Origin of the sequence: Mesorhizobium opportunistum WSM2075 (assembly GCF_000176035.2) — a bacterium.
Lineage (GTDB): Bacteria > Pseudomonadota > Alphaproteobacteria > Rhizobiales > Rhizobiaceae > Mesorhizobium > Mesorhizobium opportunistum.
The window spans coordinates 2,320,351-2,344,389 of the sequence record NC_015675.1 but is presented as its reverse complement, the minus strand read 5'-3'; the positions used below and the strand labels follow the sequence as shown (position 1 = coordinate 2,344,389).

General features: G+C 62.7%; 25 protein-coding genes. 13 read left to right on the top strand and 12 right to left on the bottom strand.

The annotated features are described in order from the left end of the window. Positions 1–2: 2 nt before the first annotated feature. From clpS to MESOP_RS11175, 4 genes are all read right to left on the bottom strand, one after another. Complete coding sequence (clpS, locus tag MESOP_RS11190) at positions 3–308, bottom strand: ATP-dependent Clp protease adapter ClpS (protein ID WP_013893445.1); 306 nt, start codon at positions 306–308, stop codon at positions 3–5. Between the two features lie 238 nt (positions 309–546). Further along, on the bottom strand, positions 547–876 hold the full coding sequence (locus tag MESOP_RS11185) for a hypothetical protein (protein WP_013893444.1): 330 nt from the start codon (positions 874–876) through the stop codon (positions 547–549). 158 nt (positions 877–1,034) lie between these two features. Beyond that, positions 1,035–1,337, bottom strand: coding sequence for a hypothetical protein (locus tag MESOP_RS11180; protein ID WP_013893443.1), 303 nt, complete (start codon positions 1,335–1,337; stop codon positions 1,035–1,037). Positions 1,338–1,375: 38 nt separating this feature from the next. After that, the gene (locus MESOP_RS11175; RefSeq protein WP_013893442.1) at positions 1,376–1,675 is read right to left on the bottom strand and encodes a hypothetical protein; all 300 of its coding nucleotides are present in this window, start codon (positions 1,673–1,675) and stop codon (positions 1,376–1,378) included. A 317-nt stretch (positions 1,676–1,992) separates the two neighbouring features. Between MESOP_RS11175 and MESOP_RS11170 the strand changes: the two genes are divergently transcribed. Together MESOP_RS11170 and MESOP_RS11165 are read left to right on the top strand one after the other, a co-directional pair. Continuing rightward, a complete protein-coding gene (locus MESOP_RS11170) occupies positions 1,993–2,712 on the top strand; it encodes a response regulator (protein ID WP_013893441.1) in 720 nt (239 codons plus the stop codon). Beyond that, positions 2,709–4,118: an ATP-binding protein gene (locus tag MESOP_RS11165; RefSeq protein WP_013893440.1), complete on the top strand. Its 1,410-nt coding sequence runs from the start codon at positions 2,709–2,711 to the stop codon at positions 4,116–4,118. Before MESOP_RS11170 ends, MESOP_RS11165 begins: the two co-directional genes overlap by 4 nt. Positions 4,119–4,187: 69 nt before the next feature. Here the strand turns inward: MESOP_RS11165 and MESOP_RS11160 are convergent, their stop codons facing one another. From MESOP_RS11160 to MESOP_RS11145, 4 genes are all read right to left on the bottom strand, one after another. Continuing rightward, the gene (locus MESOP_RS11160) at positions 4,188–4,421 is read right to left on the bottom strand and encodes a hypothetical protein (protein ID WP_013893439.1); all 234 of its coding nucleotides are present in this window, start codon (positions 4,419–4,421) and stop codon (positions 4,188–4,190) included. A gap of 87 nt (positions 4,422–4,508) precedes the next feature. Then, complete coding sequence (choV, locus tag MESOP_RS11155) at positions 4,509–5,690, bottom strand: choline ABC transporter ATP-binding protein (RefSeq protein ID WP_013893438.1); 1,182 nt, start codon at positions 5,688–5,690, stop codon at positions 4,509–4,511. Then, positions 5,687–6,541: a choline ABC transporter permease subunit gene (gene choW / locus MESOP_RS11150; RefSeq protein ID WP_013893437.1), complete on the bottom strand. Its 855-nt coding sequence runs from the start codon at positions 6,539–6,541 to the stop codon at positions 5,687–5,689. The genes choV and choW overlap by 4 nt, the downstream gene beginning before the upstream one ends. A gap of 230 nt (positions 6,542–6,771) precedes the next feature. After that, a complete protein-coding gene (locus MESOP_RS11145) occupies positions 6,772–7,707 on the bottom strand; it encodes a choline ABC transporter substrate-binding protein (RefSeq protein ID WP_013893436.1) in 936 nt (311 codons plus the stop codon). Between the two features lie 405 nt (positions 7,708–8,112). Here MESOP_RS11145 and MESOP_RS11140 point away from each other — a divergent pair, with 405 nt between their 5' ends. The 8 genes from MESOP_RS11140 to MESOP_RS11105 all read left to right on the top strand — a co-directional run bounded on the left by MESOP_RS11140 (position 8,113) and on the right by MESOP_RS11105 (position 18,499). After that, entirely contained in the window at positions 8,113–8,724 is a 612-nt protein-coding gene (locus tag MESOP_RS11140; protein ID WP_013893435.1) for a thymidine kinase, read from the top strand. Positions 8,725–8,851: 127 nt separating this feature from the next. Then, on the top strand, positions 8,852–9,241 hold the full coding sequence (locus MESOP_RS11135) for a c-type cytochrome (RefSeq protein WP_013893434.1): 390 nt from the start codon (positions 8,852–8,854) through the stop codon (positions 9,239–9,241). A 312-nt stretch (positions 9,242–9,553) separates the two neighbouring features. Further along, positions 9,554–10,642, top strand: a complete 1,089-nt coding sequence (locus MESOP_RS11130) for a hypothetical protein (protein WP_013893433.1) — start codon at positions 9,554–9,556, stop codon at positions 10,640–10,642. A gap of 44 nt (positions 10,643–10,686) precedes the next feature. Further along, entirely contained in the window at positions 10,687–11,832 is a 1,146-nt protein-coding gene (locus tag MESOP_RS11125; RefSeq protein WP_013893432.1) for a hypothetical protein, read from the top strand. A 24-nt stretch (positions 11,833–11,856) separates the two neighbouring features. Continuing rightward, positions 11,857–13,767, top strand: a complete 1,911-nt coding sequence (locus tag MESOP_RS11120; RefSeq protein ID WP_013893431.1) for an AAA family ATPase — start codon at positions 11,857–11,859, stop codon at positions 13,765–13,767. Between the two features lie 213 nt (positions 13,768–13,980). Continuing rightward, positions 13,981–15,282 (top strand): DUF6638 family protein, encoded by a 1,302-nt coding sequence (locus MESOP_RS11115; RefSeq protein WP_013893430.1) that lies wholly within the window; start codon positions 13,981–13,983, stop codon positions 15,280–15,282. 104 nt (positions 15,283–15,386) lie between these two features. After that, complete coding sequence (locus MESOP_RS11110) at positions 15,387–16,505, top strand: DUF2333 family protein (protein ID WP_013893429.1); 1,119 nt, start codon at positions 15,387–15,389, stop codon at positions 16,503–16,505. Between the two features lie 314 nt (positions 16,506–16,819). Then, positions 16,820–18,499 carry a formate--tetrahydrofolate ligase gene (locus MESOP_RS11105; protein ID WP_013893428.1) on the top strand — a complete coding sequence of 560 codons (1,680 nt, stop codon included), beginning with the start codon at positions 16,820–16,822 and terminating at the stop codon, positions 18,497–18,499. Positions 18,500–18,566: 67 nt separating this feature from the next. On the opposite strand, the gene MESOP_RS11100 is transcribed toward MESOP_RS11105, so the two are convergent. Further along, positions 18,567–19,211, bottom strand: coding sequence for a cysteine hydrolase family protein (locus tag MESOP_RS11100; RefSeq protein ID WP_013893427.1), 645 nt, complete (start codon positions 19,209–19,211; stop codon positions 18,567–18,569). Between the two features lie 129 nt (positions 19,212–19,340). Between MESOP_RS11100 and MESOP_RS11095 the strand changes: the two genes are divergently transcribed. Next, positions 19,341–20,333, top strand: coding sequence for a GlxA family transcriptional regulator (locus tag MESOP_RS11095; protein ID WP_013893426.1), 993 nt, complete (start codon positions 19,341–19,343; stop codon positions 20,331–20,333). Positions 20,334–20,405: 72 nt separating this feature from the next. Here the strand turns inward: MESOP_RS11095 and MESOP_RS11090 are convergent, their stop codons facing one another. Both MESOP_RS11090 and MESOP_RS11085 read right to left on the bottom strand, forming a co-directional pair. Further along, positions 20,406–20,966, bottom strand: a complete 561-nt coding sequence (locus MESOP_RS11090; RefSeq protein WP_013893425.1) for a cytochrome b/b6 domain-containing protein — start codon at positions 20,964–20,966, stop codon at positions 20,406–20,408. Between the two features lie 5 nt (positions 20,967–20,971). Further along, positions 20,972–21,238 carry a PepSY domain-containing protein gene (locus tag MESOP_RS11085; protein ID WP_013893424.1) on the bottom strand — a complete coding sequence of 89 codons (267 nt, stop codon included), beginning with the start codon at positions 21,236–21,238 and terminating at the stop codon, positions 20,972–20,974. Positions 21,239–21,437: 199 nt separating this feature from the next. Here MESOP_RS11085 and MESOP_RS11080 point away from each other — a divergent pair, with 199 nt between their 5' ends. After that, the gene (locus MESOP_RS11080; RefSeq protein ID WP_013893423.1) at positions 21,438–22,097 is read left to right on the top strand and encodes a response regulator; all 660 of its coding nucleotides are present in this window, start codon (positions 21,438–21,440) and stop codon (positions 22,095–22,097) included. Then, positions 22,094–23,443 carry an ATP-binding protein gene (locus MESOP_RS11075; protein ID WP_013893422.1) on the top strand — a complete coding sequence of 450 codons (1,350 nt, stop codon included), beginning with the start codon at positions 22,094–22,096 and terminating at the stop codon, positions 23,441–23,443. Before MESOP_RS11080 ends, MESOP_RS11075 begins: the two co-directional genes overlap by 4 nt. Here MESOP_RS11075 and MESOP_RS11070 read toward each other — a convergent pair. Beyond that, on the bottom strand, positions 23,430–23,987 hold the full coding sequence (locus tag MESOP_RS11070) for a sugar O-acetyltransferase (protein ID WP_013893421.1): 558 nt from the start codon (positions 23,985–23,987) through the stop codon (positions 23,430–23,432). The genes MESOP_RS11075 and MESOP_RS11070 overlap by 14 nt on opposite strands. Between the last annotated feature and the right edge of the window lie 52 nt (positions 23,988–24,039).

The following is a 24,039-nucleotide window of genomic DNA, read 5'->3' as shown; positions in this document are numbered from 1 at the left end:
CCCTACTCCTCCGGCTCAGTCGTGAACAGCAGCGGGTAGCCCTTGGCCTTGCCGGCGTCGGTGGCCCGCGTCGCCTTGGTTTCGGCGACATCCCTGGTGAAGACGGCGACCACGCAGACGCCGCGCTGGTGGGCGGTGATCATGATCCGGTGCGCCTGGTCTTCGCTGAGCTTGAACTCGCCCTTCAGCACCGTCACCACGAATTCGCGCGGCGTGAAATCGTCGTTGATGAGGATGACCTTGTAAAGCTTCGGCCGCTCGGTTTGCGGCTTGACCTTGGTGCGCGGCTTTGTGGTGATTTCAGGCATTGGAACCGACAGTTTCGCGATCGGTCTGCATTTTGCCACGGGCGACAGCGATCGTCCATTTTGATCGGCGCGCAACCCGATAGAGCAATTCCAGGAAAAGTGTGAAACGCTTTTCCGTCCGGAATTGCGTCAAAACAAAGGGTTAGAGAGCAGTTCACCCTTTCCATGAAACGGTGAACTGCTGCTAACCGGCATGACGCGACCGTTCACAATCATGTGGGCAGTTGCCGGCCGCGCTTCAACGGTCCTGGCGGCCGAAGATGTGGCGGCCTGAAGCTGGCCGCAAGCTGCCGGCATCCGCCCGGCGTTCCATCCAGGCAGCGATCGGCCACGCCACGACGCAGATCAGTGTCACGCCGGTGAGCATGATCAGCAGCCACGTCTGCGCCGGCGTGATGTAGTCCCAGTTGCTGGAGATTGCCGGTGCAAACAGCGAAGGCTCGGTGCGTCCGCTCGCCGGATCCGGCACCGGGCTGGCGGAAAACAGAATCAGCACCCTGGCGACACCGGTGGCAACGAGGCCGCCAATTGCCATCGAACGAAAAATGGACGAAAGCCGCTTGTTCATGCGGATTGTCCTACACGGCCGGCGTTGAAAACGGGTTAAATGCGATCAGGATATCTGGCTGGAAACCGGTGTTCAGCCGTCGACCGTTTTCCTGGCAGAAGGCCGCCCCAGCCGGTCTGCGGCTGGAACGGCCTCGCCAGAACTGACCTCGAAACGGATCAGGGCTTCTTCGCAGCAGGCTTCGCAGCAGCAGGCGCAGCGGCAGCGGCAGCAGCCTTGGCCGGGGCCTTCTTGACCGGGCACTTGTGCTTCTTGGTCACCTTGCAGACGGCCTTCTTGGCGACCTTCTTCGGCGCAGCCTTCATCGGAGCAGTGGCAGCCGGAGCGGTGGTCGTGGTAGCCGGAGCGGTGGTCGTGGCAGCCGGAGCAGCGGTCGTGGCGGTTGCGGCATTGCCGAGAGCGGGCATCGCGAAAGCGAGAGCGACGGCGAGACCGGCGGCGGAAAGGATGGACTTTTTCATGGCTTCATTTTCCTTTTTTTGCGGGTCAAGTTCGAGTTTCACTGAACCGGGTCGTTCGGTGTCACTCCAAGCAGCTTCAAAGCGTTGGCGAGCATCCGGATGCCCTGCGCCTGTTTCTTGGCTGCGCAGTACCGGTTGCCCTTTCTCTGAAGTGCCTTTGCCGCGGTGACCTGCGTTGCCGTGGCATGTGTTTCGAGGGCTTCGTCAAATTGGTGGCTGAGATTGGCGCACCGTTCGCTCCGGGTGAGCGGCGCCTTTGCGTCCGATTGTCCGACAGCGGCAGTGACCAGGCCAAGGCCCAGCAACGCACCCAACAAACTGATCGACAACCTTGGCATTGGTTTTTCCGCGAACCCGGAGATTAGCGTCGCAGCCGATAACCTGACCGCCACGTCACCGTTATGCCGCCCTACCTTTTCAGGAGTTTTTCCCGATTGTAGAATTTTGTTTCTGGATTGTGTCTGGCTGGCCCGGCTGGTGCATATCGCCCAAAAGTGGTTCCGGTTTCGGGCTTTGACGCCCCATTGCATTCGGTGTGGAGAAGGCGGAATTCGTTCTTCCTTGAAATGCAAGGCACTGGCCAACATATGGCCCGAATTCTATCGTGTGGCTCACCGGCCAAGAATGACTTGGCCGGCAACCGGGACAGGCACCTGTGAAATCCGATGCGCACATACTGATCGTCGACGACGACAAGGGCATCCGTGACCTGCTTCAGGAATTCTTCCAGAAGCGGGGCCTGCACACCTCGGTCGCGGCCGACGGAATCGAGATGGAAACGATCCTGCGCCGCGCGCAGGTGGACCTCATCGTGCTTGACGTGATGCTGCCCGGCAAGAGCGGGCTTGAACTGTGCCGCGACCTTCGCGCCCAGTATTCGACGCCGATCATCATGCTGACCGCCGTCACCGAGACGACCGACCGCGTGGTCGGCCTGGAGATGGGCGCCGACGACTATGTTCCCAAACCCTTCGACCCGCGCGAACTCCTGGCCCGCATCCGCGCGGTGCTGCGGCGCAACGGTGCCGCCGCCGAACCCAAGCGCGCCACCTCCAAGCAGATCTACCGCTTCGCCGGCTGGACGATGGACTGTTCGCGGCGCCGGCTGACCGCGCCCGACGATGTCAGGGTCGAACTGACGATGGCCGAGTTCAACCTGCTGCAGACCTTCGTCAAGAGCGCCCAGCGCGTGCTGACCCGCGACCAGCTCATCGAGCTTTCCGGCGGCGACAGCGACTATTCCTTCGACCGCAGCATCGACATCCTGGTCAGCCGGCTGCGGCGCAAGATGGAAGACGACCCAAAGACGCCGAAACTGATCCTCACGGTGCGCAGCGGCGGCTATCAGTTCCTGCCCGAGACGATCTCCGAATGAGACGTTTCCTGCCGCAGACCTTGCCTGTCTGGGTGCTGCTGATCGTCATTGCCGGCCTGCTGATCAGCCAGGTCGCGACCCTCTACATCGTGTCGCGCGACCGTGCCGCCGCCAACGACGTGGTCGATCTCTACCGCCTCAACGACCGCGCCTTCTCGCTGGTCCAGCTGATGCATGACGCCACGCCGGAGGAGCGCAAGGCAACCGCGGCCGGCCTGTTCAATTCGACTTATGCGCTGACCGTCTCGGACACGCCCGCGGTCACCTCCTCGATCGCCGGCGACGACGAACTGGCCGAGCTCGAGGACATCCTCGTCGGCCGGCTGTCGAAGTTCGGCATCACCGACGCGCGCGTGCGGCGCGACCCGGCGACGCGCGAGGCCGACGACGCCGGCGGCACCGAGCCGGGGGCCGATATCGGCCAGGTCGAGCGCGACCTCTTGGTGCTGGCCGCCGATTTCGCCCAGAGCGACAAGCTGACGGCATCGCTGCGCTTCGCCGACGGCCAGTGGCTGAACTTCACCGAGCCGATCACGCCCGTCGGCCCGATCCTCAGCGTCGACAGCCTGCCGCTCTATTCGCTGATCGCCGGACTGGTGGTCATCATGTCGATCTGGTCGCTGCGCCGGCTGACGGCGCCCTACCGCATGATGGAAACCGCCGTGAACAGGATCGGCAAGGACCTGAAGAGCCCGCCCATCGCCGAATCGGGCAGCCGCGAGGTCCAGGCCGCCGCCAGGGCGATCAACGCCATGCAGGCCAGGCTGCGCGAATATGTCGAGGACCGCGAACATCTGGCCGCCGCACTCGCGCATGACCTGCGCACGCCGATGACGCGGATGCGGCTGCGCCTGGAGCTGTTGCGCAAATCGGCGGTGCGCGAGGCGCTGGCGCACGATCTCGCCGACGTCGAGAGCATCGCCAGTTCAGTGATCGACTTCGCCACCTTCGAGGTGACCGAGGAGAAGAGCGAACGCATCGACTTCTGGTCGCTCGTGGAATCGATCGCCGATGCCTACCCGGACGTCTCCTTCGACAATGACGATACTCGCTCACGCGGCTTGATCTGCATGGCGCGGCCGGTTGCGCTGAAGCGCTGCGTCACCAATCTGGTGCAGAACGCCGTCACCTACGGCAAGAAGGCGCATCTGAGCCTGCACCGCTCCGACCGCACGATCACGCTTGCCATCCGCGACGAAGGACCGGGCATACCGCAGGCCCAGATCGATGCCGTGTTCGGTTCTTTCGTTCGCCTCGAACAATCCCGCAACCGCCAGACCGGCGGCCTCGGTCTCGGCCTCACCATCGCCCGCAACATTGCCCGCGCCGCCGGCGGCGAGGTCCGCCTGTCCAACCATCCTGCCGGCGGCCTGCTAACGGAGCTACGCTTGCCGCTGGCGGCCTGACGCGGGTCGTCCAAAATGCCGGCCTCGCAAGAGGCGCGGCGATCAGGGATGGTCCCCGTTTGCCGATTTTCAACGGATGACGGCGATTTTCCATGCCAGCAGGGCAATTATTGCCATCACGCTGGACAACGTTGCCCAACCGTGCCGCCCGAATGCATGCAGGACAAGAACCGCCAGCGCGGCACTGACTGCCGCGAACGCCCCTTCGATATAAAAGAGCTGGTTTGCACTCAGCGGCGTACCGGTCGCCCCGCCGATCCTGAAGAATTCCAGGATCGATCGCATCGCGATCACAAGCAGCATGCCGAGCGCCGTTTGAGCGACCCGCGGTTTAGAAAGCCAATTCCGAATCCGCTTCAACGCGCCCTGTCCCTGCAAGACCGCGCTCGACTACCGCCGCAGCACTGCGCTCAGCACATCCCTGATGCCGATGGCGCCGACGAAGCGGGACTGGTCGTCGAACAGCGCCACCGGTGCGGTCTGCGAGCGGTGCATGGCCAGCATCACCGTTTTCAGCGATGTGCCGGGATTCGCCCAGAACACTTGCGCTGCTTCCTCCGACTGGGCTTCGACATCGGCGCAGGACATCCAGACCGCCGGCTTGCCGTCGCGTTCGGCTGCCGCCACCAGCCCGTGGTCGTCGATCTTGAAGCGCGTCGTCTTGCGCCGATCGAGCCATACCCAGCCATTGTCGCCATGCTCCAGGTCGCGGCGGTCGCGCATGACGTTCCAGGCGGTCAGCACCGACAGCGGGTTCACATTGGCGATGAAGTCGCGGACATAGTCGTTGGCGGGACGCAGCACGATGTCTTCGGGCGCGCCGGTCTGGACGATGCGGCCGCCCTCCATGATGGTGATATGGCTGCCGATCTTCAGCGCCTCCTCCAAATCGTGGCTGACGAAGATGATGGTCTTCTTCAGCTCGGCCTGCAGCTGCAGCAATTCGTCCTGCAGCTTGGTGCGGATCAGCGGGTCGAGCGCCGAGAACGGCTCGTCCATCAACAGGATCGGCGCTTCGGTGGCGAAGGCGCGCGCCAGGCCGACGCGTTGCTGCATGCCACCCGACAGTTCATGGGCGTATTTGTTCGACCACTGGTCGAGATTGACCAGCTTGAGCTGCCTGTGCACGCGCTCCTTGCGTTCGGCGTCCGGCACGCCGGCGAGTTCGAGGCCGAGCCCGACATTTTCTTCCACCGTACGCCACGGCAACAGGCCGAACTGCTGGAACACCATCGCCACCTGCTTCTGGCGTAGGCGCCGCAATGTGGCCTGGTCGCAAGTCACGACATCGACGATCTTGTCGCCGTCCTTGACCAGGACCTGGCCACGCGACACCACGTTAAGCCGGTTGACGGCCCGAAGCAGCGTCGACTTGCCGGAGCCCGACAGGCCCATCAGCACCGAAATCTCGCCTTCGTGCACGGTGAGGCTGGCGTCGGCGCAGCCCAGCACATTGCCGGTCTTCTCGAGGATTTCGGCGCGTGTCGCGCCCTTGTCGATCATCGCCAGCGAGCCCGCCTGGTCGGCGCCGAAGACGATGTCGACGTTCTTGAAATCGACGGCGACGGTCATTTCTTGCCTCCAACGCCAATGCGGGTCATCCGGTCGAGCACGATGGCAAGCACGACGATGGCGAGACCGGCCTCAAGCCCGAGATCGATGCGGCGCGAGCCGAGTGCGCGGTTGATTTCGGTGCCGAGGCCGCCGGCGCCGATTAGTGCGGCGAACACCACCATCGACAGCGACAGCATGATCGACTGGGTCAGCCCCGCCATGATGGTGGGCAATGCCGAGGGCAGTTCCACCTTCCACAAAAGCTGGCTCTTGGTGGCGCCGAACGCCTCGCCGGCTTCGATGATCGACTTCGGCACCGAGACAACGCCGAGGTGGGTGAGCCTGACCGCGGTCGGGATGACGAAGATGATGGTGACGATGAGGCCGGGCGCATTGCCGAGGCCAAACAGCGTCAGCACCGGGATCAGGTACACGAAGGTCGGCAGCGTCTGCATCAGGTCGAGCACCGGCAGCATGATGCGGTAGACCTTAGGCTTGTGCGCCGCCCAGATGCCGAGCGGCACGCCGATGGCCATCGCCATGGCGGCGGCCGCCACGACCAGCACCAGCGTCTGCACCGTCTGCTTCCACAGGTTCTGGTTGATGATGAAGATCAGGCCGAGGAATACGCCGATGGCGAGCGGTCGAGACCGCTGCAGCAGCCAGGCAATGACAGCGATGACGAGCGCCAGCAGCACCGGCGGCACCATCAGCAGGATGTTGACCAGCCCGTCGAGCAGGAAATTCAGCCCATTCGAAAAAGCCCTGAACACCGTGTCGAAATTGTCTGTGAGGAAACCGAAGAACGCCTTTCCCCAGGCGCCGATCGGAATCTTGTGATCGACCATGAATTTCGAAATCGGATCCATATCGCCCCTCTCATGCGCGAAGCCGCCGGCCCCAACTCTCGCAACGTCATCTTGTCACAGCATATGAAAAAGGGCAGCCTTTTCCAGTGGCTGCCCTCTTCTTCCCACAGCGCCGCGCGTCTTTTCAGACGCGCAAAGGACGCTGTGGCACTTTTCTTTGCGCATGAACCCTTTCCGAAAATCAAAGCCGATTTTCGGGGTCATGCGTCTAGGCCGAAACAAAAGCCGGCTCAGCCTCCGAGCGCGGTCTTGATCGCGGCCGCGGCGTCGCCGCCGTCGAAGGTGGTCACGCCGGCGATCCATGGCTTGACGGCATCCGGATTTTTCTTCAGCCAGTCGGTCGCAACCGTGTTGGCGTCGCCGCCTTTCAGGATGGCGTCCATCATCTGGCCTTCCATATCCAGGTTGAACTTCAGATTGGCGATGAACTTGCCGGCATTCGGGCATTCGGTGGTGTAGCCCTTGCGCGCGACGGTGTAGACGGTGGCGGCGCCGAAACCGCTGTCGCCCATGCCGTCGAGATAGGTGATCTTCATGGCGCCCATCACCGGGTGCGGCGTCCAGCCGAGGAAGGCGATCCACTCATTGTTCTTCATCGACTGCTCGGCCTGCGTCAGCATGCCGGCCTCCGACGACTCAACCAGTTCGAAGCCCTCAAGATTGTCCTTCGGGTTCTTGATCATGTCGAGGATGATACGGTTGCCGTCATTGCCGGCCTCGATGCCATAGATCTTGCCGTTGAACTTGTCCTTGAACTTGCCGATGTCGGTCAGCGACTTCACGCCGGCGTCCGCGACATAGGTCGGCACGACGATGCCGTAGCCTGCGCCGGTCAGGTTGGTGCTGATGGTCTCGACCGAACCATCGGCGGTGTAATCCTTGATGTCGTTGGTCATCGACGGCATCCAATTGCCGAGGAAGACATCGAGATCCTTGTTCTTCAGCGATGCCATGGTCACCGGCACCGACAGCTGGATCGTTTGCGGCTCGTAGCCGAGCGCGGTGAGCAGTACCGAGGCGACGCCGGTCGTCGCCTGGATGTCGGTCCAGCCGACATCGGAGAGACGCACGGCCTTGCAGCTTGCCGGATCGCCGGCAAAGGCAGCACTCGTGGACAGGAAAGCCGCCAGGCCGAGGCCGGCGACGAAGGAATTCATACGCGACATAGACAAGTCTCCCATTGTGATTCTTTGGCGAAGCGTAGTTACGGTTTCTCTGCCCGCCTTGTTTCGTCAGCCAAACACCATTCTGGTGTGGATTCAAGCGGTAAGGCAATCACGATCAACGGCGCGCAATGGCCCATCAGCGACACGGTTGGCGCTTTGCGGGTACGATCAGCCTGATCTGGCTGCCGTGATGGCGGCTTTTTCAGGGGAATGCGGCGGCGGCCCCTCCCCGCGCCTCGCCAACTCGGCTTAAGGTCTGTTTAGATTCAGGTCAGGCCGCGCCGAAAATGGTGGGTTCCGAGAACCGAAGCGGAGCGTACTTTTCGTACGTGAGCATCGGAAGCGCAGGGAGCCGCCATTTGCAGGCCGGCCTCATCTGAATATCAACAGACCTTACAGGGCGGCATGGCCAAGCTTTACTTCCACTACGCGACGATGAATGCCGGCAAGACGACGATGCTGCTGCAGGCGTCATATAACTATCGCGAGCGCGGCATGACGACGATGCTGTTCGTCGCCGGCCACTACCGCAAGGGCGACAGCGGCCTGATCTCGTCGCGCATCGGGCTGGAGACCGAGGCCGAGATGTTCCGCGACGGCGACGATCTGTTCGCCCGTGTCGCCGAGCATCATCAGCGCAGCGCCGTGCATTGCGTCTTCGTCGACGAGGCGCAGTTCCTGGAGGAGGAGCAGGTCTGGCAGCTTGCCCGCATCGCCGACCGGTTGAACATCCCCGTCATGTGCTATGGCCTGCGCACCGATTTCCAGGGCAAGCTGTTTTCCGGCTCGCGCGCGCTGCTGGCCATCGCCGACGATCTGCGCGAAGTCCGCACCATCTGCCGCTGCGGCCGCAAGGCGACGATGGTCGTGCGCCTCGGCCCCGACGGCAAGGTCGCCCGGCAAGGCGAACAGGTGGCGATCGGCAAGGACGTCTACGTTTCGCTCTGCCGCCGCCACTGGGAGGAAGAGATGGGCCGCGCCGCGCCTGACGATTTCATCGGCTTCGTCAGGAACTGACGGCGTGGCAACCCCGCCCAGGCTTGAACAGCCGGATCGGCCATCCATCCCCAATCCGCCGCGATGCAGCGTTTGTTAAGGCGTCGGCCCTATAAGGCCGTCAGCCGGAACTCCCTGGGGGTCAGCCATGCTTCGAGCCGTTTCGTCAGCCAGCATCCTTCTGCTGGCCACCTCCATTGCCGCTCACGCCGGCGGCGACCCCGTGCAGGGCAAGCACGTCTTCAACCGCTGCATCGCCTGCCATGAAGCGGCCACCGACCGCGACAAGGTCGGCCCGCATTTGATGGGTGTCGTCGGTCGCACCGCGGGCAGCGCCGAAAGCTTCCTTGGCCACTATTCGGAAGCCATGAAAAACGCCGGCGCCGCCGGTCTCGTCTGGGACGAGGCAAACCTTGCCGAATACCTCAAGGCGCCCAGGCTGAAGGTGCCCGGCAACAAGATGGCTTTCGGCGGCCTCGGCAGCGACGACGACATCGCCAACGTCATCGCCTATCTGAAGGCCGATCCCAAGCCCTGAGCGGCATGATGGCGCCGGCTGACGGCCGGCATGGAGCGGCTGCTGCAACTGGTCAGTTGTTGTCCGGCTTCAGGACCATCATAATCGATGGAGACTGACTGCTTTGCCGGCGTGGAAGTTCAAAATCAGCTGAACTATGCTCGGCTGACCAGCTAATCACGCCATGACCACCGCTCCACTGCCTTTCAAGGGCACAGCGTGATATTTTGTTTTCGCACCGTCCCTGTCTTCACGTCTTTCAATCCCCTGATACCCCACATATATTCGCCGCTGTTCGCAACCAGCGACCTGATGCCGAAGCGGGAGGCCCCTATGGCGACATTGCAGAATTTCGATGCCGAAATTGCCAAGACCAAGCAGGTCGTCCAGGATATGCGCACCAAGATCGAGCAGTCCGGCACCGTGCTCGACACGCTTGCCACCGCCGACAAGAAGATCGGCGACGCCAATTTCGACATCGAGAACGCCCGCATCGAGGATGTGCTGAAGCAGCAGAAGGTGATGGAAGGCAACATCGCCGACCTGATCATCGGGCTGGAGGACGCCACCAACGTCTTCGGCGCCGAGTTCGAGAGCATGAAGAACTACACCGGCTGGGAAAACTTCATCGGCATCTTTTCCAGCCAGAGCAAGCAACGCATGCGCACCGACCGTGTCCGCAACATGTCGCTGGCCGGCAATCTGCAGGAACTGCTGGCCAAGTCCGACACCATCGTCGGCATCCTGAAGGCGCAGAAGGAGGTGCTCGACCAGCGCTACAAGACCTCCGAGACAAGCCTGTCGCAGGTGATCGAGCGCCGCAAGACAACCATGTCCAACCTCGAAGCCGTGCAGAAGCGCATCGAGGAGCTCAACCCGATGCTGCTCGACATCGAGAACAAGATCGCCGCCTCGACCAGCCAGAAGGACCGCACGCAGCTCGAAGGCGAGCGCTCCAAGCTCGCCACCGAGTACAACGAGAAGCAGGCCAAGGAACAGGAACTGCTGGCCGAGAGCCAGACGCTGGAGCGCTACACCTCGATGTTCCAGACCTTCGTGGATTCGCTCAACAACCAGATCGCGGCACAGTCGACGCTGATCAACAAGCTGACCATCGATACCGAGCAGCGCATCGTGCTCTACAAGGCGCTGGAAGATTCGCTGAAGACCGCCGCCCAGCAGGACGTCGCCCACAAGATCAACACGCTGGGCAGCCAGGTCGACAACACCGCCGAGGAAACCATGGCCGGCATCGGCGCCGCCTCGCAAAAGCACATCGGCGACCTGCTCGAAATGCACGAGAAGAACATGGTCGCCAGCGCCGACATCCAACGCCGCAAGAAGCTTGCCGACGACGCCTTCGCCCGCCGCTTCGACGAGGTGCTGAAGAAGCACAATTCGGCCAACTACGTACAGTCTTAATTGCTGCACTCGCCAGTGTCGCGTTCCGACTTGAGGCCAGTAGCATGACCCCCGAAAACGACGCGGCGGCGCGGTATTTCTCGGCGATCACGGCCGCGCTGAGCGGCCTGGAAGTGTTCATGCGCGACGACCGCTCGCCGCTCTACCGGCACGGCATCGTCGCCAAGATCGTCGCCGAATACATCGCCCGGCTCGACAAATCCTTCTCCTGCTGGCGCAACCGGCTGGGCTTCGTGGACACGTTCCGCATTTCGCGCGCCGAAAGCGGCTTTCCAGTGTTCCAGAACCTGCTCGAACTGGAGAACGACCGCCGCCAGGCGGACAGCCGGCTCGCCAACATCCCGCTGGCCGGCGAATTGCGCGAGGAGATGGCCGATTTCATCCTGCGCCACAAGGAATTCCCCGAGGCGCTGCAGAAGTCGATGGCCGAGCGGCTCTATCTCGAGGACGTCAAGAGCGAGCAGACCTTCGGGCCTTTCACCCTGGCGCAGACCGCCAAGGTCTCGGTCAACCCGAAGACGGCGCGGCCCTACTATCTCGTCCATTGGGCGACATTCGACGGCAGCGCCAACCTGCCCCTGGTTTACATGGTGACGGTGGAAGATTCCTCGGAAACCATGGTCAGCCAGCTCGTCGACAGGAACGGCAAGCTCAACGACAAGGTCGACATTCCGCTGCCGGTCGACGGCCTGCTCAATCCGGAGCTCGCCCACCGCTTCGATGATTTCACCGAGAAGAATTCCGCCTACACCCTGTCGCCGGCGACGATCGCCGTCAACCTCGACAAGGATTTCGAGCCGCTGCACCCCAAGCAATTGCGCCGCGTCGTGCTCGGTCCCTTCTATTCGGCTGGTATCACCGACAACAATTCGACGGTGACCGAGGTGCTGGCCAAGGTGCGCAAGCCCGAGAATGCCTGGCTTTTGACCTGGACCATCCAGGAAGTCTATTCCAAGGCCGAGAAACCTGGCCGCAGGGGGCTGTTTTCAAGCGAGAAGACGACCCAGGAATTCTTCATCAACACTGACGATCTGGAGGCCGCGCGCCAGGGCGTGTCGAGCTACGAGAACCACGCACTGATCCCGCACGAGGCCTACCAGGCGCTCTACGCCGCCGGCGAGGCGCAGAAGATCTTTTCCGGCTACAAGGTCCACATCCTGTCCAACGGACAGGTCATCTCGGACGTCTGACCGTCACACCACGGAGCAACCTTCATGGATACCGGCCTGACCACCATCCCGGAAGCGGCAATCGAGAAGCACCGCGCCACCGCGCAGAGCTTCATCACCCGCATCGTCGTGCTGGAGGATCCCTCGCGAGAATCCGGCACGGCGCTGGCCGGCACCAACCGCCGCTTCGTCTCCACTGTATCGGTGGGTTCGGTGCGCCGCACGCGCGAGGTCGAGCTGTCGAAGACAGTCGGCGCCGTCCATCCCGACGACCAGTTGCTCACCATCCCGCAGCACACGCTTCTGTTTCGCGCCCGGCGCGGCACGGCCATTGCCCTGGCCATATCGGATGTTTTCGCCGAAGGCTCCGACCTCGAAAGCCTGCAGGCGAAGAACACCCGCGCCCCGCTCGAAGGCGACGAGGCATCGGCCTTCAAGAAGCTGCTGTCGGCCTCCGCCTATATCTCCGCCTTCAGCCTGGCATCCTATCTGTTCCAGCTGATCGACAGCGACGGCGAGGCGCCCAACGACATCCCGGAGCCGGATTTCCTGTTCGATACGCCGCAGGACGCGGTGAAGTCGATCCTGGCCGGCCTCGACAAGGCGATATCGGGCGCATCCGACGACGCCGACCTGATGACGCGCGCGCGCGCCTTTGCCCGTGTCGCCATCGATGGGCTGTTGGCGCGAAAAGGTCGCTTCGACGGCATAGGGCCATTCGAGAACGCCCATATCCGCATCGACGCCGACGATTTCACTCTCGACGGCTTCGACGTCGCCCCCGGCAAGCGCTCCAAGCCGCTGGTGATGACCTTCAAGACGCCCGAAGAGGTCGTCGGCAACCACATCGCCAAATACCAATCGGTCAAGCTCGCCAAGATGCTGATGGCCTACGATTTCGAGCGCGAGCTGAACCCGTTCGTCGAACTCGGCGGCTTCCTGTTCACCTTCATCGGCGACGGCGCGCCCGGCACCGGCAAGACGACGCTGATCCAGATGATCGCCGGTCTGGTCAACGGCTACTGCCAGGTCGCGGGCTATCCCTTCGCCTACGAGAATTTCGGCGTCGACCAGATCTCGTCCTATCAGGGCAAGTCGGGCCAGAACTGCCGCCAGTTCATCAACAATGTGCTGAACCCGCGCGTCATTGGCTTCGGCACCATCGACGACATCGACCAGGTGGCCGCCAAACGCTCCGACGACCGCGCCTCCGCCGGCCAGCAGGAGATCACCGGCGTCTTGATGGACGCGTTCGCCGGTGCCGCCACCGTGGTGCGCGGCAACTGCTCGTTCGGCATGTTTTCCAACTATCCCGAAAATGTCGACGATGCGCTGCGCCAGCGCGCCGGCGCCCGCTGGCTGGTCGACGGGCCGCAGAGCCGCGACGACTACATCGACATCTTCGTGCTGCTCGCCGGCAAGAACCACAAGATCCCGCTCGGTGACCACGAACTCTACGCCGCGCAGGAAATCCAGCGCGCCGTGACCGAGGCCTACGAGGAGCACGAGAAGCCGCAGGAGGACGGCCTGATGAAGGTCTACGAGCGCTACATGAAGGAGAATGGCGCGCCCAAGACCATGGCCGACATCGGCACCTACCTGCACCTGATCAAGGATGCCGAGCCGCGCTTCACCGGCCGCGCGATCAAGAACGTCACCGACGCCATCAAGATGCGCGCCATGGACATCGAGCTTCCCGACGACTGGTTCGAGAAGCCGGAAGCGTTCATGCACAAGGCCTACGACGACAAGAAAGCCATGATCGAGGAACTGCGCGGGCCGTTCTCGATGAACATGGTCATGCAGGAGATCAACCGCTACGCCGACTCGGAATTCCGCTATTCCGACAAGTCCGATGATGCCGCCGTGGAGAAGCTGCTGCGCGACGCAAGGCTGCGCGAGAGGGCGGGGCGTGAGATGGAGGAGATGAAGAAGAAGGGACTGTGGAATGCGTGACGTGCGCCGGCATTTCCTTCTCCCCTTGTGGGAGAAGGTGTCGCCGAAGGCGACGGGGTGTTCCAGCTTGGCAAGGACGGCGATCCGTCACCCACCCCTCAACCGTCTCGGCGCTGCGCGCCGATCCACCTTCTCCCACAAGGGGAGAAGGAAGGCTCGCGCCCCTCATCCGCCCTTCGGGCACCTTCTCCCCGTGAACGGGGAGAAGGCAAAATGAGCGCCAAAAAACCCGACCTTCTGCGCGACAACGAACTCATCTATGGCCGACTGCTCACCGTCGACGAGCCGCATCTCGTCCAGCGCTACAACAAGGCGCTGGCGGCCTTCGGCCTCAAGCCGACCAAGCTTGCGAGCTTCCAGATCGACCGCACCGGCTTCTCGCCCGAGATCGCCGATGAATGCGGCGACCCTGATTATCTCGATCCCAACGAGGTCAACCGCCGCTTCATCATCCTGACGCCGTCGCAGATCGACTTGCCGGTGGTGCACACCGCCTTCTCCAACACCTCGCAGCTGATGTTCGAGTTCATGTCCAAGAACCAGCGCGCCATCGACGCGCTGACCATCAAGGATGTCATCTACGGCGAGATCGAGGATACCGTTCCCAAGGTCAACGACATCGAGGACCTGCTGTCGATCAGCCAGGTCGAGTTCAAGGTGCTTTCCGCCGAGGACGTGCTGGGCAAGGCGGCCGAACTCGGCAAGCTCGTCGATAGGCTGAAGCAGGAGCCGGACGCCTGGCGCGACAATGCCATGCTGACCCGCATGGTGGAGCTGGCGAAAATCTGCGGCGACATCCGCGAGAACGCGCTGGTGCCCGACCAGGTGATCTTCCGCCACAACGCCTACTGGACCAGCCATTTCGGCGGGCTCTACGTGTTCGTCGACCCCGACATGACGACGGTGATCAGCGATCCGGCCGCCCCCGGCTTCCGCCGCTCGCGGCCCTGGCAGGTCAGCTATCTCTCGATCAACGACGCCGACAAGGTGTTCAAGTTCCTGGCCAGCACCGGCCGCATCGAACTGCCGCGCGCCTCATGGATCGAGTCGTCCGGCTATCTCGAGCACCGGGCCGAGATGGTGGTGCGTGCGCTGATCCGCGACGCCGAACCCGACCGCAACCTGACCGATGTCGACAAGGTCTGGTTGCAGACCTGGATCCAGAGCCATGCCGACCTGATCGCCAAGGACGGCAATTTCCCCTTCCTCAATGCCGCCAAGCGCGAGATCGCCCAGCTTGGCCACCTCAAGATCGAAGATGTGTTTCCACAGCAGCGCTTCCTGGTGACCCGTGCCAAGCCGGACCATCCGGACGCATGGCTGACCAACCGTCTGATCTCGGATTTCGTGCCGTCGGACTTCGTCTCGCGCTACATCTTCAACAAGCAGGGCTTCTACAAGGACTATGACGGCTTCAGCGACGGGTGGCGATCGCATGTTGTGGACGTTCTGAAAACCACATATTTGAAGGACAAGGTGGCGTTTCGCACGCGCCTCTACGGTCTGACCGACTAGAATGAAATGACCCGTTATTTCGTTCTAACTTGTTGTTTTGGTGCATGTTATTCAAAAAGTCCGCAACTTTTTTGACATCATGCTTTGAGGGGGTGACGTGAGCCATGCTTGATCCGATCGTGAATTTCTTCACCCGCATCTTCCAGTGGATCGGCCGCGGCATCGGCCTCGTCATCGGTGTGATCCTGTGGCCTTTCCTGTGGGCCGGGCGCTGGTATACGCAGCGCGGCTGGATCCTCAAGGCGGTGGTCGGCCTGGCTTTGCTGGTGCTGGTCGGCCTCTACGCCAATTTCTTCTACGCCACCCAATGGTGGAGCAATTTCAACCCGACCTATCCCGACACTTACACTTTCGAGAAGCGCAATGTCTCCGCCGGCGAGCAGGTCGCCGCCGGCAGCGGCACCGACACGGCCAAGACTTGCGGCAACTCCGCCATCGCCCAGGTGGCGGCCGATCTGATCGACTTCAACGTCAATCAGAATGCCTGGGTCTCGTCGATGGTCCTCTACAAGCTCGGCTTGTTCGGCATCGACTGGGACGACACGCCCTGGATGGACAACAAGGCTTCGTTCCAGCGTGGCATCAACCAGGCGGTGCGGCGCACCGCCACCGAGCTTGCCGACAATCTTGGCCGCGTGCGCACCACCTCGCAGATCGATACCAATCTCCAGGATGCCCGCGGTCAGCTGCAGTATGACGAGTCCATCTGGTACATCAGCCGCAACGGCATGACCGCGACCACGCCCAGCATGTATCGCCGTGCGATGGGCAATCTGCGCTCTTTCAACGCTCGCCTCGCCACCTGCCAGGCGACCTTCGATGCCCGCGCCGACAATCTGAAGCAGTATATCGACCGCATTGCTTCGGACATCGGTTCAACCTCGGCCATCCTCAAGGAGCGTGCCGAAAATCACAACAATGGCTGGTTCGACACCCGCGCCGACGACCGCTACTGGTTCGCCTATGGCCAGCTCTACGCCTATTACGGGCTGATGAAAGGCGCTCAGGCCGATTTCGAGGACGTCCTCAAGGAAAAGCATCTGCAGAGCCTGTGGGACACGATGGATGCCCAGTTCGTCTCGGCTCTCAGGATCCAGCCCTTCATCATCGCCAATGGCCGCGAGGATGGTTGGCTTTTGCCGACACACCTGACGACGATGGGCTTCTACATCCTGCGTGTGCGCTCCAACATGGTCGAGATCAGCAATGTTCTGACCCAGTAGCGCCGGATACTGCTGCACCGGCGATGGCGGATTTGCGTCGTCGCCTCTGTCGCATTCGGTGCATTGTGCGGCTGTTTTGAGACGGCGGAAGCCTCCCTGCTCTGGCTTCTATACGGCGCGGCAAGCGGAGCCAGGAAGAACCGAGGACAGGTCGGCCGGCCGCAGAGGAATTTTCTCTAGAGGAAACATAGTTGCATGCAAGTTGACGTCACGGCAGCGAGAGGGTTAGAACATGCCCGCGCGCCCGGTTTCAACCTGTTTGCGATAGAGATCAACCCCGTCCCCTCCACCGTCCAATCCAGAGGAAAGCCGTTATGGCCGAAGTGAAGTCCGACATCGAGATCGCGCGCGGCGCCAGGAAAAAGCAGATCCAGGAGATCGGCCAGAAGATCGGCATCCCGACCGAACACCTGCTGCCCTATGGCCACGACAAGGCCAAGATATCAGCCGAATTCATCAAGTCGGTGAAAGGCAACAAGGACGGCAAGCTGATCCTGGTCACCGCCATCAACCCGACCCCGGCCGGCGAAGGCAAGACCACCACCACGGTCGGCCTCGGCGACGGCCTGAACCGCATCGGCAAGAAGGCGATCGTCTGCATCCGCGAGGCCTCGCTCGGCCCGAATTTCGGCGTCAAGGGCGGTGCCGCCGGCGGCGGTTACGCACAGGTCGTGCCGATGGAGGACATGAACCTCCACTTCACCGGCGACTTCCACGCCATCACCACCGCGCACAACCTTTTGTCGGCGCTGATCGACAACCATATCTACTGGGGCAATGAGCTCGGCATCGACACCCGCCGCGTGGTGTGGCGCCGCGTCATGGACATGAACGACCGGGCGCTGCGTGAGATCATCTGCTCGCTCGGCGGCGTCGCCAACGGTTTCCCGCGCGAGGCCGGCTTCGATATCACCGTCGCCTCGGAAGTCATGGCGATCCTGTGCCTGTCGACCGACCTGAAGGATCTGGAAAAGCGCCTTGGCGACATCATCGTCGCCTATCGCCGCGACAAGTCGCCGGTCTATGCCCGCGACCTCAAGGCCGACGGCGCCATGGCCGTGCTCCTGAAGGACGCCATGCAGCCCAACCTCGTGCAGACGCTGGAGAACAACCCGGCTTTCGTGCATGGCGGCCCGTTCGCCAACATCGCGCATGGCTGCAACTCGGTCGTCGCCACCACCACGGCGCTGAAGCTCGCCGACTACGTCGTCACCGAGGCCGGCTTCGGCGCCGATCTCGGCGCCGAGAAATTCTTCGACATCAAGTGCCGCAAGGCTGGCCTCAAGCCGGCAGCCGCCGTCATCGTCGCCACTGTGCGCGCCATGAAGATGAATGGCGGCGTCAAGAAGGAAGACCTCGGCAAGGAAAACGTCGAGGCGGTGAAGAAGGGCTGCGCCAACCTTGGCCGCCATATCGAGAACATCCGCCAGTTCGGCGTGCCGGCGGTGGTTGCCATCAACCATTTCTATTCCGACACCGACGCCGAAATCCAGGCGATGAAGGACTATGTCGCCTCGATGGGCGAAGAGGCGATCCTGTGCAAGCACTGGGCCAACGGCTCGGCCGGCATCGAGGATCTTGCCAACAAGGTGGTGGCGCTGGCCGAATCCGGCGCCTCGCAATTCGCGCCGCTCTATCCCGATGCCATGCCGCTGTTCGAGAAGATCAACACCATCGTCCAGCGCATCTATCGCGGCTCGGAGGCGATCGCCGACAAGTCGGTGCGCGACCAGCTCAAGGCCTGGGAAGACGCCGGCTACGGCAACCTGCCGGTCTGCATGGCCAAGACCCAGTACTCGTTCTCGACCGACCCGAACCTGCGCGGCGCGCCGACCGGCCACACCGTGCCGGTGCGCGAAGTCAGGCTTTCGGCCGGTGCTGGCTTCGTCGTCATCATCTGCGGCGAAGTCATGACCATGCCCGGCCTGCCCAAGGCACCGTCCTCGGAAAAGATCTTCCTCAACGAGATGGGCCAGATCGAAGGCCTGTTCTAGACATTATGAACACTAGACACGAAAGGGCGCCGCAGCGATGCGGCGCCCTTTCTGTTTGCGGACATTGCTAGGCCGCGTTGCGCGCCAGCGCCCGCTGGTTGGAGGCGTAGATCGTATCGCGCTCCGGCAAGGCGCCGGTCTTCAGGCATTCCACCCACTCGGCGGTCTTGAGCACCGCCGCGAAGCGCGACTGCAGGATGATCGTGACCACGCGGTGAATCTCCTCCGCCGAGGCATAGCCGGCGCTGTTGGCATAAGGTAGCGAGCCGGTGGCGTCGGACAGGAATTCGACCGCAAAGCCCATATGCACGGCGTGGATGATGGTCGACAGATCGCAATTATGCGTCATGTAGCCGACCACCGTGAGCGTATCGATGGCGTTGGCGCGCAGCCAATCCTCGAGGTCGGTGCCGGTGAAGGCGGAAGGCAGGTTCTTTTCGATATAGTGGTCGCGGCCGCGCCTGGCGATCTCCGGATGCAATTCGGCGCCATGGCTGCCCTTGGCGAAAACTGGCGATGTCTCGGGTGCCATCTGCTTGACCACCACTACCTTGACGCCGGCAGCAGTGGCCGCATCCATGGCCCGCGCCACGTTGACGACGCTGTCGCGGAACGGCGGATGCTGGATGGCGAGATTGCCGCCATCATAGTCGTTCTGGACGTCGATGACGATGAGAGCGCGGCGCGGTGCGGTTTTGACTGGGTCAGACATGGTGTTTTCCTTTCCGGCTTGAATGCGATGGGGCCGAAAATAGGGATATCGCCAAGCGACCAAAAGTGTCCCGATTGACATCATTCGAAAGAATTGGGACAATCCGCGATCACCTGCTGGAAGCCCCCCATGACCGACCCGATCATTGCCGTCCTAGCCTTCGACGGCATCAGCCCATTCCATCTCTCCGTGCCATGCCTGGTGTTCGGCGAGGACAGGACGGCGCTTGGGCTGCCGCGCTTCGAGTTCCGCATCTGCGCGGTCAAGGCCGGCCCGGTCCACACCGAAGCCGGACTGACGGTTGCCGCACCGCATGGGCTCGAAGGACTCGACGGCGCCGATATCGTCATCATCCCAAGCTGGCATCATCTCGGCGAGCCGCCGGCGCCAGTGTTGATGGAGGCGATACGCAGAGCGCACGAGCATGGTGCATTGATTGTCGGACTGTGTCTCGGAACCTTTGCCATTGCCGCGGCTGGACTGCTTTCAGGACGCCGCGCCGCGACGCACTGGGCCTACTCCGAGCGGCTGCAGGAACTCCATCCAGACATCGCGGTCGATGCCACGGTGCTCTATGTCGACAATGGCGACGTCGTGACCTCGGCCGGGGTCGCGGCCGGCCTCGACTGCTGTCTCCACATCGTGCGCGCCCGCTACGGCGCGGAAGCAGCACTGCGGCTCGCCCGCCAGATCGTCCTTTCCCCGCACCGCCAGGGCGGGCAGGCGCAATTCATCGAGCGCCCCGTGGCAAAAAGCGCTGACGCCGACCGCTTCACCAGGGCGCTCGACGCGGTGCGCGCCACGCTCGGCGAGGCGCACAGCCTCGACAGCGTCGCCGAAGCCGCCGGCCTGACCCGGCGCACCTTCACCCGCCGCTTCCAGAAATCGATCGGCACCAGTTTTGGCGATTGGCTGACCAGCCAGCGGATCGAGCTGGCGCAGCGCTTGCTGGAGGCGACGGAGAAATCGATGGACATCGTCGCCTTCGAAGCCGGCTTCGGCAGCGCCACCTCGTTGCGCCAGCATTTTGCCGCGAGACTGAGGACATCGCCGGCGCAATACCGGCGGGAGTTTTCCAGGCGAGGCGATCGGCGGGAGGACATGGTGCACGCAGCGTCCTGAGGCATAACGGCAAAGGGCGCGCGTCGCCGCAGCGCCCTTTGCATTCCGGTCCCCGTGATCAGGGCGATGTGGTCAGGCGACGTCCTCCGGCGATGGCGCACGTTTACGGCCGGTGACCATGGCACGAACAAGGTTTTCGCCATGGCGCAGGCTGGCCAGCAACACGCCACCAACATGCAGCCCGATCAGCACCAGGATGCCATTGCCCAGGATCTTGTGCGTGTCCTCGACCCAACCCACCCCCCACCAAGTGTCGGTGGTCTGCATCCAGCCGGTAAGTGCAATTCCTGCCACGCAGGCCAGAAGTGCCAGCACCATGGCGCCGCCGGCAGGGTTATGGCCGAGATAGCGCTTTTCATCGCCCTTCGCCACATCGGAGAGATACAAGCCGACCGCGCGCGGTCCGTGCACGAACTGATGGAAGCGCGTGTATCCGGATCCGGCCAAGCCGGCGATCAGCCGAGATGTGATCAGCACGCCCGCGCTGTAGCCGGCCAGCTCATGCACCTTCATGGTTTCGCCAGAAGACAGCCACGCCACCGCAACGCACAGGACCAGCGACCAGTGAAAGAGGCGGACGTAGGGGCTCCAGACCTGGACCAAAGTCCCTCGTGTCGAAGCGGTGACGTTCATGGCGATCAACCGTCGTCGGAATCGGCGCCAACCGACTCGAGCGTCTTGGGATTAAAGACGGCTTCCAGCTTCTTGCCGTTGGCATCGAGCGCCTTGGCTTCATAGCAGCCGTTTTCCGTCTTGATGCTGCGGACCTTCCAGCCCTCGCTTTCAAGCTTCTTTTGCAGCGCTTCACGCGGCTGCCACTGGTCGGTGGGCACATCGCATCTGTCGGCAGCGAAGGCCGGCCCGGCAAAAACCATCACCAGCGCGGTCAGGATCAGGGGTTTCATCTTGTTTTCTCCATCGGCCAATTCCGATGTCGCGGACCCTGCCCCTGAAACCTGACAGCAGCCTGAACGCACCTCGCCGTGAAAGCACCTTGCCCTGAACGCACTCGCATTGTCCAAAAGCCGCGATTGGCTTTCGTTCAGCTTGCTGTCAGCCTTGTGCCGCATGAAGGCGGCGTGTTGCCGTGGACACGGAGGCAAGGTGCGCGTTCTGCTGATCGAAGACGACCCCGTGCTGGGCGAGGCGGTGCGCGATCACATCGCCGCCGACGGCCATGCCGTGGACTGGAGCACGACGCTTGGCGGTGCCGGCGATCACCTGCGGGTCGTCTCCTATGAACTCGTCCTGCTCGACCTGCATCTGCCTGATGGCAAGGGCCTCGAATTCCTGAAAACGCTGCGTCGTAAGGGCGCTGATACGCCAGTCATCATCCTGACCGCGCGCGACCAGCTCTCGGACCGCATAGCGGGCCTGAATTCCGGCGCCGACGACTATCTGGTCAAGCCCTTCCATCTCGGCGAGTTGTCCGCACGCCTTGCCGCGGTCGCGCGCCGCTATGCCGGAAACCCGAACCCTTTGGTCCGGCTCGGACTCCTCGAGATCGATCAAGCGGCCCGCCGCGTCGTGGTTAACGGCGCTGAGGCCATGCTGACGTCCCGCGAATGGGCAGTGCTGGAGCAGTTCTTGCGCCGACCCGGCATGACGATAGGCAAGAACCAGATCGAGGATGCGCTCTATGCCTTTGGCGCAGAGATCGAAAGCAACACCGTCGAAGTCTATGTTAGCCGCCTGCGCAAGAAGATCGGGCGCGGAGCGTTGACGACCGTAAGGGGGCTAGGCTACCGGCTGGCATCTCCATGAGGGTCCTCGACAGCCTTGCGGGTCGCGTCGTTGTCTCGCTGATCCTGCTGACGGTCGCCTTCGGCCTCGTCGCCGCGGGCACTGGAAGTATCACGCTGCATCGTGAAATCAACGAAGCCATGGACAGTTCCATGCAGGAATCAGCGCGTCGGCTGCTGCCGCTGGTCATCGACGATCTTTTCGGACGCGAGCCGTCGCAATCGCCGCGCCGGCTTGCGGAGGCTGTTTCGGACGACGACGGTGGCCGCCTGATTTTCCAAGTGCGGGACGCCGGCGGTCGCGTTCTCATACACTCCTATGATGCTCCCGCGGAGCCGCTCACGGCTGAACTCGTGCAGGGATTTTCCGAGGCTTCTGGATGGCGCATCTACACCGAGCCGGCGGTCAGCGGCACGGTCTTCATTCAGGTCGCCGAGCTCGATGCACGGCGCAATGAGGAAACGCTGGAAGCCGCCACCGGCTTTCTGATACCGATGGTCATCCTCATTCCGTTGAGCGCGCTGGTCGCGTGGCTGACCCTGGCGCGCTTCCTGAGGCCGATCGCGACGCTGCGCGGCGAGATTAGCGCCCGTCACGGTGACAATCTCGCTCCGATCCGCACCGACGACCTGCCCTCCGAACTCGCGGCCATCGCCAAGTCTGTCAACAGCCTGATGCGGCGTCTCAACATGGCACTCGACGCCGAAAAGGAATTCACGGCGAATGCCGCGCATGAACTGCGCACACCGATCGCCGGCGCGCTGGCCCAGACGGAGCGACTGATCGCGGAAGCTTCGGACGAGGCAGAAAAAAAGCGCCCACGCCAGATAAGGGCGGCCCTGTCCGATCTCGCCGACCTGTCCGAAAAGCTGATGCAGCTAGCGCGTGCCGATGCTGGAGTAGCAGTTGCCGGCAAACCAGCCGATCTTGCCGCGGTCGCAGCATTGGTGGTCGAAGACTTCGAGCAGCGCGGCCAGAACAAGGGCCGCCTTCGCCTTAAGACGCCTGACAATGGCAAGGCGCTGGTCGCGATCGACACAGATGCACTGGCAATAATCCTGCGCAACCTGATCGAGAACGCATTGCGGCATGGCACCGAAGGCGGCGAAGTTGTCATTCGCATCACTGATGATGCCCGGCTCAGCGTGGTCAACCAAGGTCCGGTGGTTCCGGCCCCGGATGGCCTTGTCAAACGGTTCGAACGCGGTGAAACACGTGCCGAAGGATCAGGCCTCGGACTGGCGATCGTCAATAGAATACTACAACAGATCGGTGCGACCCTGACCCTGGATTCACCGGCTTCCGGCCAGCAGGACGGCTTTGAAGCAACGATCCGCTTCCCGCCGCATAACGTCAATCGAGTTTAACCGCCCGCGCCGGATTGCCGACCACCGTGGTGTCGGCGGGCACGTCGCGCGTCACCACCGCACCGGCGCCGACGATGGCGCCCTCGCCGATGCTGACGCCGCCAAGGATGACCGCGCTACCGCCGATCCAGGCATTTGCGCCGATCTCGACCGGCCTGGCGATCTCCAGTCCCGCCTGCCGTCCCGCCGCTTGCCTGTGGTGCTCGGCGCAATAGATCTGGACATTGGGGCCGAGCAGCGTCCCCTTGCCGATGCGCACCGGCGCCGTGTCCAGGATGGTGCAGCCGGCGTTGAGAAAAACATTGTCGCCGAGAAAGATGTTGAAGCCATAGGCGCAATGGAACGGCGCTTCGATGCGGGCGCCCTCGCCCACGCCGCCCAGCAATGTCTTAAGGGCAGGCCCGAGATTGCCGCGCTGCCTCGGCGGCAACGTGTTGTGCTCGAACACCGCATCGCGCGCCTTGGCTCGCAAGGCTTCCAATTCGTCATCGAGGCAGGTGTACCATTGGCCGGCGGCCATCCTTGTGCGCTCGCTCTCAGCCATGACGGGTCTCCAATCGACGTCATTGCAAAGCACAATCGCGGCCGGCAGAAAA

Excerpts from the sequence above, each read along its gene's own strand:
- clpS (WP_013893445.1), bottom strand. The coding sequence starts at position 308 with ATGCCTGAAATCACCACAAAGCCGCGCACCAAGGTCAAGCCGCAAACC.
- MESOP_RS11185 (WP_013893444.1), bottom strand. The coding sequence starts at position 876 with ATGAACAAGCGGCTTTCGTCCATTTTTCGTTCGATGGCAATTGGCGGC.
- MESOP_RS11180 (WP_013893443.1), bottom strand. The coding sequence starts at position 1,337 with ATGAAAAAGTCCATCCTTTCCGCCGCCGGTCTCGCCGTCGCTCTCGCT.
- MESOP_RS11175 (WP_013893442.1), bottom strand. The coding sequence starts at position 1,675 with ATGCCAAGGTTGTCGATCAGTTTGTTGGGTGCGTTGCTGGGCCTTGGC.
- MESOP_RS11165 (WP_013893440.1), top strand. The coding sequence starts at position 2,709 with ATGAGACGTTTCCTGCCGCAGACCTTGCCTGTCTGGGTGCTGCTGATC.
- MESOP_RS11160 (WP_013893439.1), bottom strand. The coding sequence starts at position 4,421 with ATGCTGCTTGTGATCGCGATGCGATCGATCCTGGAATTCTTCAGGATC.
- choV (WP_013893438.1), bottom strand. The coding sequence starts at position 5,690 with ATGACCGTCGCCGTCGATTTCAAGAACGTCGACATCGTCTTCGGCGCC.
- choW (WP_013893437.1), bottom strand. The coding sequence starts at position 6,541 with ATGGATCCGATTTCGAAATTCATGGTCGATCACAAGATTCCGATCGGC.
- MESOP_RS11145 (WP_013893436.1), bottom strand. The coding sequence starts at position 7,707 with ATGTCGCGTATGAATTCCTTCGTCGCCGGCCTCGGCCTGGCGGCTTTC.
- MESOP_RS11140 (WP_013893435.1), top strand. The coding sequence starts at position 8,113 with ATGGCCAAGCTTTACTTCCACTACGCGACGATGAATGCCGGCAAGACG.
- MESOP_RS11135 (WP_013893434.1), top strand. The coding sequence starts at position 8,852 with ATGCTTCGAGCCGTTTCGTCAGCCAGCATCCTTCTGCTGGCCACCTCC.
- MESOP_RS11130 (WP_013893433.1), top strand. The coding sequence starts at position 9,554 with ATGGCGACATTGCAGAATTTCGATGCCGAAATTGCCAAGACCAAGCAG.
- MESOP_RS11125 (WP_013893432.1), top strand. The coding sequence starts at position 10,687 with ATGACCCCCGAAAACGACGCGGCGGCGCGGTATTTCTCGGCGATCACG.
- MESOP_RS11120 (WP_013893431.1), top strand. The coding sequence starts at position 11,857 with ATGGATACCGGCCTGACCACCATCCCGGAAGCGGCAATCGAGAAGCAC.
- MESOP_RS11115 (WP_013893430.1), top strand. The coding sequence starts at position 13,981 with ATGAGCGCCAAAAAACCCGACCTTCTGCGCGACAACGAACTCATCTAT.
- MESOP_RS11110 (WP_013893429.1), top strand. The coding sequence starts at position 15,387 with ATGCTTGATCCGATCGTGAATTTCTTCACCCGCATCTTCCAGTGGATC.
- MESOP_RS11105 (WP_013893428.1), top strand. The coding sequence starts at position 16,820 with ATGGCCGAAGTGAAGTCCGACATCGAGATCGCGCGCGGCGCCAGGAAA.
- MESOP_RS11100 (WP_013893427.1), bottom strand. The coding sequence starts at position 19,211 with ATGTCTGACCCAGTCAAAACCGCACCGCGCCGCGCTCTCATCGTCATC.
- MESOP_RS11095 (WP_013893426.1), top strand. The coding sequence starts at position 19,341 with ATGACCGACCCGATCATTGCCGTCCTAGCCTTCGACGGCATCAGCCCA.
- MESOP_RS11090 (WP_013893425.1), bottom strand. The coding sequence starts at position 20,966 with ATGAACGTCACCGCTTCGACACGAGGGACTTTGGTCCAGGTCTGGAGC.
- MESOP_RS11085 (WP_013893424.1), bottom strand. The coding sequence starts at position 21,238 with ATGAAACCCCTGATCCTGACCGCGCTGGTGATGGTTTTTGCCGGGCCG.
- MESOP_RS11075 (WP_013893422.1), top strand. The coding sequence starts at position 22,094 with ATGAGGGTCCTCGACAGCCTTGCGGGTCGCGTCGTTGTCTCGCTGATC.
- MESOP_RS11070 (WP_013893421.1), bottom strand. The coding sequence starts at position 23,987 with ATGGCTGAGAGCGAGCGCACAAGGATGGCCGCCGGCCAATGGTACACC.